At 71.4% G+C, this 12,286-nt stretch carries 12 protein-coding genes; all 12 read left to right on the top strand.

What is annotated here, in order from left to right:
• The first annotated feature begins 123 nt into the window (after positions 1–123).
• Positions 124–642: a DUF2617 family protein gene (locus tag ACZ3H8_RS19450; RefSeq protein WP_307662091.1), complete on the top strand. Its 519-nt coding sequence runs from the start codon at positions 124–126 to the stop codon at positions 640–642.
• Positions 643–716: 74 nt separating this feature from the next.
• On the top strand, positions 717–2,312 hold the full coding sequence (locus ACZ3H8_RS19455; RefSeq protein ID WP_467403407.1) for a polyamine aminopropyltransferase: 1,596 nt from the start codon (positions 717–719) through the stop codon (positions 2,310–2,312).
• Between the two features lie 87 nt (positions 2,313–2,399).
• The gene (locus ACZ3H8_RS19460) at positions 2,400–3,320 is read left to right on the top strand and encodes an SRPBCC domain-containing protein (RefSeq protein WP_467403409.1); all 921 of its coding nucleotides are present in this window, start codon (positions 2,400–2,402) and stop codon (positions 3,318–3,320) included.
• A gap of 9 nt (positions 3,321–3,329) precedes the next feature.
• The gene (locus ACZ3H8_RS19465; protein ID WP_467403411.1) at positions 3,330–4,139 is read left to right on the top strand and encodes an aldose epimerase family protein; all 810 of its coding nucleotides are present in this window, start codon (positions 3,330–3,332) and stop codon (positions 4,137–4,139) included.
• Positions 4,140–4,149: 10 nt separating this feature from the next.
• Positions 4,150–4,698, top strand: a complete 549-nt coding sequence (gene pyrE, locus ACZ3H8_RS19470) for an orotate phosphoribosyltransferase (RefSeq protein WP_307662087.1) — start codon at positions 4,150–4,152, stop codon at positions 4,696–4,698.
• A gap of 191 nt (positions 4,699–4,889) precedes the next feature.
• Positions 4,890–5,912 (top strand): class II fructose-bisphosphate aldolase, encoded by a 1,023-nt coding sequence (gene fbaA, locus ACZ3H8_RS19475; protein ID WP_307662086.1) that lies wholly within the window; start codon positions 4,890–4,892, stop codon positions 5,910–5,912.
• A 144-nt stretch (positions 5,913–6,056) separates the two neighbouring features.
• A complete protein-coding gene (locus ACZ3H8_RS19480; protein WP_467403413.1) occupies positions 6,057–7,529 on the top strand; it encodes an MFS transporter in 1,473 nt (490 codons plus the stop codon).
• 91 nt (positions 7,530–7,620) lie between these two features.
• Positions 7,621–8,034, top strand: coding sequence for a DUF3151 domain-containing protein (locus ACZ3H8_RS19485; RefSeq protein WP_467403415.1), 414 nt, complete (start codon positions 7,621–7,623; stop codon positions 8,032–8,034).
• Positions 8,035–8,142: 108 nt separating this feature from the next.
• Positions 8,143–9,030 carry a DUF3152 domain-containing protein gene (locus ACZ3H8_RS19490; protein ID WP_467403418.1) on the top strand — a complete coding sequence of 296 codons (888 nt, stop codon included), beginning with the start codon at positions 8,143–8,145 and terminating at the stop codon, positions 9,028–9,030.
• Positions 9,031–9,130: 100 nt separating this feature from the next.
• A complete protein-coding gene (locus ACZ3H8_RS19495) occupies positions 9,131–9,952 on the top strand; it encodes a tryptophan 2,3-dioxygenase family protein (protein ID WP_307662080.1) in 822 nt (273 codons plus the stop codon).
• Positions 9,945–11,138: a kynureninase gene (gene kynU / locus ACZ3H8_RS19500; protein WP_467403421.1), complete on the top strand. Its 1,194-nt coding sequence runs from the start codon at positions 9,945–9,947 to the stop codon at positions 11,136–11,138. The genes ACZ3H8_RS19495 and kynU overlap by 8 nt, the downstream gene beginning before the upstream one ends.
• Positions 11,139–11,297: 159 nt before the next feature.
• Positions 11,298–12,167, top strand: coding sequence for an alpha/beta hydrolase (locus ACZ3H8_RS19505; protein ID WP_467403423.1), 870 nt, complete (start codon positions 11,298–11,300; stop codon positions 12,165–12,167).
• Positions 12,168–12,286: the final 119 nt, after the last annotated feature.

Below are 12,286 nucleotides of genomic sequence, written 5' to 3' on the forward strand. Positions count from 1 at the left end.
TCCAGCCCTCGGACCTGATGTGGACCCGAGCAGGCGGTCCCCGGATCTTGTTCAACTCCCTCTCAGGGGCGCCCCCGGTCCACGTGTCCTTCACCCGCCAAAGCGTGTTTGCGGAGCCGACCCATGCTCACGACCCTCCATACGGCCTACACCGACACCCGTGCCGACGACCTCGCCTGGGCGTTGGGACGGGAGCCGCTGCCTGCCCTGGCCGTCCTCGACCTCGAACTGTCCGGAGCAAAGCTGCAGTTGAGACTGTTGGGCGCGTCCCACCAGGTGCTGCTGGAGGAGGAGCAGGGCAGCTGCTCCGAGACCGTCGCCTGCATGCCCGGCAGCAGCACGCCCCTGCCGCTCGGCGTGGCCAAGCGGCTCGGTGCGTGGGAGTACGAGTTCGCGGCCCGCGTCGAGACGCTCTCGAAGGGCTCCTTCGCGGGGCGCGCGCAGGAGTTGCTCGCGCTGGTCGCCGACCACCCCCAGGGTCTCGCCGGCACGTTTCCCGGCTCGCCGCACGCCTTTACGGCCATGCTGGCGCAGCGGCGCGAGGGCCAGGTGCGGTGGCGCACATGGCACGCATATCCGCAGGAGGGCCGTCTCGTCGTCACCCGTACGCGTGTCGGTGCCCGTATGCCTGCAACGCTGTAGTTATGCCTCCCGCGCTCCAGTAGCACCCTTGTGGGTGACAGGCGGCGCATTACCCCTGACGTAGCGTTACAAACATGATCGATCGGCTGCCGACCTCACCGCCCCCGCAAGCGGTTCGGCTGCCCGTGCGCCCGGACGCCGGCCGGTATCTCGTGTTGACGGCTGTCTTCGTCTGCGCCGCGTGCGGATTGGTGTACGAGCTCGAACTGGTCGCCCTCGCTTCGTACTTGATCGGCGACTCCGTCACCCAGGCCTCCGTCGTGCTGTCGGTGATGGTCTTCGCCATGGGCATCGGCTCGCTCCTCGCCAAGAGGCTGCGCTGCCGGCCCGCGGTCGGCTTCGGTCTGCTGGAGGCGGCACTCGCGCTGGTCGGCGGCTGCTCGGCGATGGTGCTGTACGCCGCGTTCGCCTGGATCGGCGAGTCCCGCGTCGTGCTGGTGTGTTTCTCCCTCGCCATCGGGGTGCTGATCGGCGCGGAGATCCCGCTGCTGATGTCCCTGATCCAGCGCATCTCGCGGCGTGACGCGGAGGGCACGGTCGCCGACCTGTTCGCCGCGGACTATGTGGGGGCGCTCGTCGGCGGGCTCGCGTTTCCGTTTCTGCTGCTGCCGTGGTTCGGGCAGCTCACGGGCGCGCTGTTGACGGGCGGCGTCAACGCGGTCGCGGGCGGCGCGCTCGTGCTGTGGCTGTTCCGGCGGGATCTGACGGTGCGTTGGCGCGCATGGCTGCTCGTCGCCAATGTGACGGTGCTGGCGATGCTGGCGACCGCGACCGTCCTGGTCGACGACTTCGAGCGGGCGGCGCGGCGGGCGGTCTACGGCGACGAGGTGCGGGTCGCCGTCCACACCGATCTGCAGGAAGTCGTCCTCACCGGCGACCCGTCGGGGCCGCTGGATCTCTTCATCGGCGGGCGGCTGCGGGTCAGCGGGCGCGACGAGTACCGCTACCACGAGGCGCTGGTGCACCCGGCGATGCGGGGGCCGCATGCGCAGGTGCTGATCCTTGGCGGGGGCGACGGGCTGGCGGCGCGCGAGGTGCTGCGGTACCCGGGCGTCGAGTCGGTGACCGTCGTCGAGCTCGACCCGGGCGTCGTCCGGCTTGCGCGTACGGATCCGGCGCTGGCCGTGCTGAACGAGTACGCGTACCGGGACCCGCGGGTGCGAGTCGTCGCCGCGGACGCGTTCTCCTGGCTGCGGGAGCCAAGGGGGGCGTACGACGTGGTGATCTCGGACCTGCCCGATCCGGGCATCACGCCGAGCACCAAGCTCTACTCCCAGGAGTTCTACGGACTCACCGCGCGGGTCCTCACGGACGGCGGGCGGCTCGTGGTGCACGCCGGGCCGGCGGGCTCCCGACCGCATACGTTCTGGACGGTCGACGCGACACTGCGGGGCGCGGGGTTCGGGACGCGTCCGTACTGCGCCACCGGACGGCTCTCCGGCTTCACGGCGGGCCCGGACCGCTCGACCGGCACGGCGTCCGCGCCGCACGACTGGGGCTTCCTGCTTGCCGGGGCGGGGCGGGCGCCGGGGCTCGGCCTCGACCCCGAAGCGCCGCGGCTGCGGACGCTGGGCCCGTCCGCGCTCGCCGCGGGGGCGCGGGATGCGGAGCGCACGAGGCTGTCGGCGCTGCCGCCGTCGACGCTGGTGCACCCGCGGTACATGGACTGAGCCGTCCATGGACTGAGTCGTACACGGGCTGAGCTGTACAGACTGAAACGCTGACGTGGCGGTCGTGTCTGAGTAGGCTCGACTCCCATGGAGCATGAGGTGTTCGTTCCGGTTGTGTCAGAGACCCTCCGCCAGGCACTGAGGGACCCTGCCCGGGTCGCCCGCTGCGTGCCGGGGCTCCAACAGGACGCGGACGAGTCGGCAGGCCCGCTCTCCGGCCGCCTGAAGGTCCGCATCGGCGGTCACACGATTACCTACCGTGGCACGCTGCGCATCGTGGAGCAGGGCGAGGTCTTCGCGGTCGAGGGTGAGGGCGTGGAGGCACGCGGCACGGGCTCGGCGAAGGTGACCCTGACGATCCGTCCGCAACCGGCGGAGGGCGGCACGGCGCTCACGTTCACGGCGACGTCCCGCGCGGAGGGCCGCCTGGCGGAGTTGGATCCCGCACAGACGATCGCGGCGGCGCACCGCCTGCTGGACCGCTTCGCGGACCGGCTGGGTGAGGATGCTGGGACCACGCCGGGGGCTGCGAGTGTGCCGGAGCCCGCGAGCGACGCCCACGATGCGGGCCCGTCCGCTGCGCCCGACGCCGACCTCGACGCCACCGCGCCCGACGCCGACGCCGACGCCACCGCGCCCGACGCCGACCTCGACGACGAGGCGAACGCGTCCGTGTTTGACGCTCCCGTGCCGCCGCCCTCCCTCGATCCCGCCGCCGAGGAACAGTTCGGCGCAGAGGACGGCCCCGACGCAGCGGACGCGGAGGAACTGCACGAGATCCCCGTCATCCCCGACGAGCCCCCCGCCGAGGCCGCCCACGCGCGGCGGACCATGATCGGACGGAGCGCCGAGGAGGTCGATCACGCGCCGCCGCGCGGGCGTTACGCACCCACACCCCCGCCCGATGCCGGCAGTGCCGGTGCCACACTGCGGTGGGTCGCGCCCGCCGCCGCTCTCGCGATCGCCTCCGCCGTGGTCGTCGGACGCGTGCTGCGCCGGCGCAAGTAGTGTCGTGGTGTGAGTAGCAGCGAAGAGAGCATCCGGCTGGCAGCCGGAGACGCCGAGTTGACCGTGCACCCGCGAAACGGCTGCCGCGTCGCGAGCCTGATCATCGGCGGCACCGAGGTGCTGCGCCAGGGGGAGCGGTACGGCTCCTTCCCGATGGTCCCCTGGTGCGGCCGCGTCGCGAACGGGCGGTTCCGCAACGGCGACGTACCGCATCAACTCCCGCTCAACTCCCCGCCGCACGCCATCCACGGCACCGGCCGCGACACCGCCTGGCGCACCGCCCGTACGGCCAAGAGCGAGGCGGCCTTCACATACGACCTCGCCGAGCCCTGGCCGTACACCGGGCGGGTCACCCAGACCTTCGAGCTGGCGGAGGACTCGCTCACGCTCACCCTGGGCGTCGAGACGTACGAGACGTCCTTCCCGGCCCAGGCCGGCTGGCACCCCTGGTTCCTGCGCAACCTCGGCGGCGAGGGCGCACCCGGCGAGGACGTGCGCATCGACTTCACCGCCGCATGGCAGGAGGAGCGCGGCGACGACCACCTGCCTGCCGGCCGGCGCATCCCGCCCCTCCCCGGCCCCTGGGACGACTGCTTCGGCATGCCCGACGGCGTCTCGGTCACCCTCACCTGGCCCGGGCAGCTCGAGCTCACGATCGCCAGCCGCGCCGAATGGGTCGTGATCTACGACGAGCAGGAGGCGGCCGTCTGCGTCGAACCGCAGTCCGGCCCGCCGAACGGCCTCAACATCCACCCCCAGCTCGTCACCCCGATCGAGCCCCTGGAGATCGCGACGACCTGGAGCTGGCGCCGCCTTTAAGCTCATGGGCATGACTGACGTACGCGCCGATCTGCTTCAGCAGATCAAGGACAAGGCCGTGGTGCACGGCAAGGTGACCCTCTCCTCGGGTCTTGAGGCCGACTACTACGTGGATCTGCGCCGGATCACGCTCGACGGCGCGGCCGCTCCGCTCGTCGGTCAGGTCATGTCCGACCTCACCGCGGAGCTGGACTACGACTGCGTGGGCGGCCTCACGCTCGGCGCCGACCCCGTGGCGACGGCGATCCTGCACGCCTCCGCCGCGCGCGGAGAGCGGGTCGACGCCTTCGTCGTACGGAAGGAGGCCAAGGCGCACGGCATGCAGCGCCGGGTCGAGGGCCCGGACATCAAGGGCCGACGCTGCCTGGTCGTCGAGGACACCTCCACCACCGGCGGCTCCCCGCTGGCTGCCGTCGAGGCCGTACGCGAGGCCGGCGGCGAGGTCGTCGCGGTGGCCACGATCGTGGACCGGGCGACGGGAGCCGGCGAGAAGATCAGCGGTACGGCTGGGGTCCCGTACCTCTACGCGTACTCGCTCGACGAGCTCGGTCTCGCCTGAGCGAGGGCTCTGACCTGCGGTGATGGTGAGGGGTGCGGCGTTTCACGTGAAACGCCACACCCCTCACGCACGTGCATGCCGCACGCCTGGTGGAGTCGCGCCAAGAGTCTGGAAAGATAGGCGCCGACGATGACGTCGCCCCCAGGTCAGGGCCAAGCACCACACACCCGCACATCACAAGGAGCGGACACATGCCCATCGCGACTCCCGAGGTCTACAACGAGATGCTCGACCGGGCGAAGGCCGGCAAGTTCGCCTACCCGGCGATCAACGTGACCTCGTCCCAGACTCTGCACGCTGCGCTGCGCGGCTTCGCGGAGGCCGAGAGCGACGGCATCATCCAGATTTCCACCGGCGGTGCCGAGTTCCTGGGCGGCCAGTACAACAAGGACATGGTCACCGGCGCGGTCGCCCTCGCCGAGTTCGCGCACATTGTCGCCGCCAAGTACGACGTCACTGTCGCGCTGCACACCGACCACTGCCCCAAGGACAAGCTGGACGGCTATGTCCGCCCGCTGCTCGCCATCTCCGCCGAGCGCGTCGCCAACGGTCAGAACCCGCTGTTCCAGTCCCACATGTGGGACGGTTCGGCCGAGACCCTCGCCGACAACCTGGCCATCGGCCAGGAGCTGCTGGCGCAGGCCGCCGCCGCCAAGATCATCCTCGAGGTCGAGATCACCCCGACCGGCGGCGAGGAGGACGGCGTCACCCACGAGATCAACGATGAGCTGTACACCACGGTCGACGACGCGCTGCGCACCGCCGAGGCGCTCGGCCTGGGCGAGAAGGGCCGCTACCTGCTGGCTGCCTCCTTCGGCAACGTCCACGGCGTCTACAAGCCGGGCAACGTCGTCCTGCGCCCCGAGCTGCTGAAGGACCTGCAGCAGGGCGTGGGCGAGAAGTACGGCAAGACCTCGCCGTTCGACTTCGTCTTCCACGGCGGCTCCGGCTCCACGGCCGAGGAGATCGCCACCGCGCTGGAGAACGGCGTCGTGAAGATGAACCTCGACACCGACACCCAGTACGCCTTCACCCGCCCCGTCGCGGACCACATGTTCAAGAACTACGACGGCGTCCTGAAGGTCGACGGCGAGGTCGGCTCCAAGAAGACCTACGACCCGCGCACCTGGGGCAAGTCCGCCGAGGCCGGTATGGCCAAGCGTGTCTCCGAGGCCTGCGCGGCCCTGCGCTCCACGGGCACCAAGCTGAAGTAAGGGCGCTCTGTACGCAGCCGGGCCCGGCACCCCCTTCGCGGGGTGCCGGGCCCGATGCATGTCCCAGAAGGTTCCATCGTGAGCGCCCAGATCCGTGCCCTCCGCCGACTCGTCCGAGCCGGGAGCGGCTGGGATGATCCGGGTATGGACAACAGTCCGGGTGACAGTCCGGGGGGTATCCGGCTCTCCACGGCCACCGGCCGTTGGGTGATTCTCACGACCGTGCTCGGGTCCAGCATGGCGCTGCTGGACTCGACCGTCGTCAATGTCGCCCTGCCCCGCATCGGGGAGGACCTCGACACCGACATGGCGGTCCTCCAGTGGACCGTCAACGCCTACACGCTCACTCTGGCCGGACTGATCCTGCTCGGCGGGGCGCTCGGCGACCGCTACGGGCGGCGGAGGATCTTCGTCCTCGGCACGATCTGGTTCGCCATCGGCTCGCTGCTCTGCGGCCTCGCACCCAACGACCTCCTCCTGGTGGGCGCCCGCGCCTTGCAGGGCATCGGCGCCGCGCTGCTCACGCCGGGGTCGCTCGCCCTGATCCAGGCGAGCTTCCACCCGGACGACCGGGCCCGCGCGGTGGGGCTCTGGTCGGGGCTCGGCGGCGTCGGCGCGGCGGTCGGGCCGTTCCTCGGCGGCTGGCTCGTCGACGGGCCCGGCTGGCGCTGGATCTTCCTGATCAATGTGCCGCTGGCCGCGCTGTGCGTACCGGTCGCACTGAAGCATGTGCCGGAGTCCCGCGACCCGGAGCACCACGGCCGGTTCGATGTGCTGGGGGCGGTGCTCGTCGCGACGGCGCTGGCGATGGTGACGTACGGGCTCATCGCGCCGCAGGTGTGGGTGGGCGTCGCGGGCCTGGTCGTCGGGGTGGCCTTCATGGTGGTCGAGCGGCGCCGGCCGGACCCGATGCTGCCGCCGTCGATCTTCCGCTCACGGCAGTTCACTGCGGTCAACCTGGTGACGATGTGCGTGTACGCGGCCTTCGCCGGGTTCTTCTTCCTGGTCGCCCTGCAACTCCAGGTGGTGTCTGGGTACTCGGCGCTCGGCGCCGGGACCGCGCTGCTGCCCACCACCGTGCTGATGCTGCTCCTGTCCGCGAAATCGGGCGAGTTGGGGGAGCGGATCGGCCCGCGCATCCCGCTCACCGTGGGCCCGCTGCTCTGCGCGGGCGGGATGCTGCTGATGCTGCGCGTGGGCGAGAACGCGTCGTACGTAGGCGATGTGCTGCCCGCGCTGGTGGTGATGGGCCTGGGCATGGTGACCCTGGTCGCGCCGCTGACCGCGACGGTGCTGGCGTCCGTGGAAACCGGGCGGGCGGGGCTCGCGAGCGGCATCAACAACGCGGCGGCCCGCGTGGCCGGTCTGCTCGCGGTGGCGGCGCTGCCGCTGCTGGCCGGGATGGGGCCGGAGGCGTACCGCTCGGCGGAGGAGTTCGGGGAGACGTTCCGGCGGGCGATGCCGATGTGTGCGGGGGTGCTGGTGGTGGGGTCGCTCATCGCCTGGTCGACGGTGCGGAGGGGGGTGCGGGGGGCGGTGGGGCCGCGGCCGGAGTGCAGGGTCAACTGCGGGGTGGTCGCGCCACCGCTGGAGCAGGCGCCGTCGCCCGAGCGCTGACCGGGGCCGCGTGGGCCCACTGACCGGGGCTCCGCCCCGGACCCCCCGCACCGGTTCCACGGATCCTCATGGACCTGTGACACTGGAACCCATGGTCATCCATGAAAATCTGCTGGGGGGACCTCCCCCGACCCACCTGCCCGACGAACCCGAGCCGCGCGAGCTCCTCGCCGCCGGCACGGCCCCGGCCGACGTCGCCGCCAAGTACCCCACTTCCTCGCTGGCCTGGGCCCAGCTCGCCGACGACGCCTTCGAGGGCGGCCGGGTCGTGGAGTCGTACGCCTACGCCCGCACGGGCTACCACCGCGGCCTCGACTCGCTGCGGCGCAGCGGCTGGAAGGGCCACGGCCCGGTGCCGTGGGAGCACGAGCCGAACCGCGGCTTCCTGCGCGCGCTGCACGCGCTGGCCCGCGCGGCTCAGTCGATCGGTGAGCAGGAGGAGTACGAGCGCTGCACGACGTTCCTGCGCGACTCGTCCCAGACCGCGGCGGACACGCTGGGCTGAAGCTGCGGACACGCTGAGTTGAAGATGGAACCGAAGGCCCGTATCCCCTGTCTAGACCACCGGATACGGGCCTTCGGCCTGTCGGATCGCAAGCGTGGGAGGTCTGTCGTGGGCAAACGCGCCGCCGCCCGTCGTGTGCGCAGCCGCAGCCGTAGCCGCGGCAGCAGATCCACCCGCCGCCCGCTAGCCCGGATACTCCCGCTCGGCGCGGCCTTGGTCGTCCTCTCGCTCGGCGGCGGCGCCGCCCTCGCGCACTGGCACGGCACCAAGGAATCCGTGCCCGAGGCGGCCGACGACCCCATCCGCACGCCCGTGTCCCCGCCTGTGACTCCGGAGGTGTCCGACCCGGCCCGCGCCGACCGCTCGATGCCGGACCAAGGCCGTACGCCCCCCTCCTACCGGCCGCCGAAGCAGCCGCCGGTCAAGGTCCCCGCATCCGGCGCGGGCACCTTCACCACCGCGCAGGCATCCGGCAGCGCCGCCGGTTCGGGCCCGCTGCGCCGCTACCGCGTCCAGGTCGAGGACGGCATCGACATCTCCGCGAAGGACGCCGCAGCCGAGATCCAGCAGATCCTCGCCCACCCGCGCGGCTGGGCCGCGCACGGCCGTGGCTCCTTCCAGCTGGTCTCAGGCGACGCCAAAGCCGACTTCGTGATCAGGATCGCCACGCCGTCCACCGCGGACCAGCTCTGCCTGGCGCAGGGCTTCGACACCGGCGGCGAGCTGAACTGCGAGACCGCCGACGGCGTCGTGGTGAATCTGCGCCGCTGGATGCTGGGCTCGCCGACGTTCGCCGGCCCGGCCGCGGAGTACCGGCATCTGATCATCAACCACGAGGTCGGGCACGAAATAGGCAACCGCGAGCACCTGGGCTGCCCGGGCCCGGGCAGGCTCGCGCCGGTGATGATGCAGCAGATCAAGGGGCTGAACGGCTGTCGGTCCAATGCCTGGCCGTACGACGAGGACGGGACGTACATCACAGGCCCGACGCTCTGACCTGCCCAATGACCCCCGGCTTATGATGCCCGTGGGGACCGGGGCTCCCGAGCCAACAGGAAGGGGCGGACCGCTACCCGGACACGTCGAGGAGACAGCAATGTCACATGACGCGGCCCCGAACCTGGATTTCGCGGGCACCACTCCGTACGAGGACTATGTCCAGGCGGACGTTCTCACCCACCTCCAGAAGCCGCTCTCGGACGACCCGGGAGAGATGGTCTTCCTCGTCACCACGCAGGTGATGGAGCTGTGGTTCACCGTGATCGTCCACGAGTGGGAGACGGCGGCGCGCGCCCTGCGCGAGGATGATCTGCCGGTCGCCCTCGCCGCGCTGAAGCGCAGCACGTACGAACTCGAGTCGCTCAACGCCTCCTGGAAGCCGCTCGCACATCTGACGCCCGCCCAGTTCAACGCGTACCGCAGCGCTCTGGGCGAGGGTTCCGGCTTCCAGTCCGCGATGTACCGGCGGATGGAGTTCCTGCTCGGCGAGAAGTCCGCCTCCATGCTGGTGCCGCACCGGGGCGCGCCGCGCGTCCACGCGGAGCTGGAGAAGGCGCTGCAGGAGCCGAGCCTGTACGACGAGGTGCTGCGACTGCTCGCGCGGCGCGGGCTGCCGGTGCCGTCCTCGGTCCTCGACCGGGATCTCTCGCAGAAGTACGAGCCGTCGGAGGAGATCGAGGAGATCTGGGCCGCGGTGTACGGCGGCGCGGACCAGGACACCGAACTGGTGCGCATCGGCGAGGCGCTGACGGATGTCGGCGAGCTGGTGTGGCGCTGGCGCAACGACCATCTGGTGGCGACGCGGCGGGCGATGGGCTCGAAGGCGGGTACCGGCGGTTCGGCGGGGGTGGCCTGGCTGGAGAAGCGGGCCCGCAAGAACGTCTTCCCGGAGCTGTGGACGGCGCGCAGCCATGTCTGAGTCACTGGCCGCGAAGGCCGCGGCGCTGGACGCCGCAGACGAACTGGCCGGGGCGCGCAAGCTGTTCGCGCTCGACGAGACGGTCTATCTGGACGGAAACTCCCTCGGTGCGCTGCCGGCGCATGTGCCCGAGCGGGTCGCGGATGTGGTGACCCGGCAGTGGGGCGAGCTGCGGATCCGCTCGTGGGACGAGAGCGGCTGGTGGACGGCGCCGGAGCGGATCGGTGACCGGATCGCACCGCTGGTGGGCGCGGGCCCGGGCCAGGTGGTGGTCGGCGACTCCACAAGTGTCAACGTTTTCAAGGCGGTTGTGGGCGCGGTACGGCTGTGCGGGGACGACTCCCGTACGGACGTCGTGGTCGACGCGACGACCTTCCCCACAGACGGCTACATCGCCGAGTCGGCGGCCCGCCTGACGGGCAAACGCCTGGTCCCGGTCGCGCCTGCCGACCTGCCCGGCGCGCTCGGCCCTCGTACGGCGGTCGCGCTGCTCAACCACGTCGACTACCGCACCGGCCGTCTCCACGACCTGCCGTCCCTCACGGCGGCGATCCACGAGGCGGGCGCCCTCGCGGTCTGGGACCTCTGCCACACGGCGGGTGCCCTCCCGGTCGGCCTGGACGCCCACGGCGTGGACCTGGCGGTCGGCTGCACCTACAAGTACCTGAACGGCGGCCCGGGTTCACCGGCCTATCTGTACGTCGCCCAGCGCCACCAGGCCGCTTTCGACTCCCCGCTGCCGGGCTGGAACTCGCACACGGACCCGTTCGCGATGACGGCCGACTTCACGCCGGCGCCGGGCGCGATCCGCGGCCGGGTCGGGACGCCCGACATCGTGTCGATGCTGGCCCTGGAGGCGGCGCTCGACGTCTGGGACGGCGTCTCGATCGACTCGGTACGGGCGAAGAGCCTGGCGCTGACGGACTTCTTCCTGGAGTGCGTCGAGTCGTACGTCCCGGAGGGCCGGGTCACCTCCCTGACCCCGTCGGCCCACGCATCGCGCGGCAGCCAGATCGCGCTGCGCTGCGCGGACGCCCCTTCGGTGATGGAGAAGCTGATCGCCCGCGGGGTGGTGGGCGACCTGCGCAGGCCGGACGTGCTGCGGTTCGGGTTCACGCCGCTGTATGTGGGCTTCGGCGACACAGAGCGGGCGGCTGCGGTTCTGGCGGAGGTTCTTGCCGCCTGACGCCGCGCTGAGCCGACCAGCGGGAGACTGGTACCGTCCCCGCTGGTCAGCTCAATTTCGCGGTCAACTTCGCGGCCAGTTCCGCAGTCGGTTCCGCGGTCAGTTCCGCAGTCGGTTCCGCGGTCAGTTCCGCCACTCCGTCGGAAGGTTGGAGCAGCAATGCCGGACCCCGTCGCCCGTGACGCCGCCGAGGCCGAGTCGGTCTTTTCGCATCCTGCCGTCGCGCCGGACGCCTCCGTCGCGTACGGGGAGCATCCCGACCAGGTCGTCGACTTCTATGCGCCGCGCGGGGAGCAGGCCAGTGCGCCTCTCGTCGTCGTGCTGCACGGTGGGGCGTGGCGGGCAGCGTACGACCGGCAGCATGTCACTCCCTTCGCGGACTTTCTGGCCCGGCGTGGGCTCGCAGTCGCCAATGTCGAGTACCGGCGGGGGAGCGAGATTCCGCAGCAGCGGGGGAGCGGGCCGGTGGCCGGGCGGTGGCCGGAGACGTTCGACGATGTCGCCGCCGCGATGGACGCGCTGCCCGGGCTCGCCCGGCGGGCGCTGCCGCAGGCGGATGTCCGGCGCATCGTGGTGACGGGGCATTCCGCGGGCGGACAGCTCGCACTGTGGGCCGCCGCGCGGCATGTGCTGCCCGTCGGGTCGCCGTGGCGGCTGGCCGCGCCGCCCGCGCTGCGCGGGGTCGTCGCGCTCGCGCCGATCGCGGACTTCGCGCAGGCCGTCCAGCTCGATGTGTGCGGCGGCGCGGTGGTCCAACTCCTGGGCGGGGAGGAGGAGTTCGAGTCGAGGAGCGCGCACGCCGATCCGGCGGCGCTGCTGCCCACCGGCATCGCCACCACCGTCGTGCAGGGGCGCGTCGACATCGTCGTGCCGTACGCCGTCTCCGAGTCGTACGTCGACGCCGCGGCGAAGGCCGGGGAGACCGTCGGGCTCACGCTCCTCGAAGAGGTCGGGCACTTCCCGCTCATCGACCCGGCCGCGGACGCGTGCGCGGTTGTCGTGGAAGAGATCGCCCAGCTCGCCTGGTGAGTACCCGTAATACTTCGGAGCTACCTCACAGGTGCGCTCTCCAGCGGGACGCCGACCACCGGCCGTGATCCATAACTTCTGTTCCAGAGACAGCGTCTGGAACGGAAGGAAGAAACCTC

The organism is Streptomyces sp. NPDC002868, assembly GCF_055563295.1.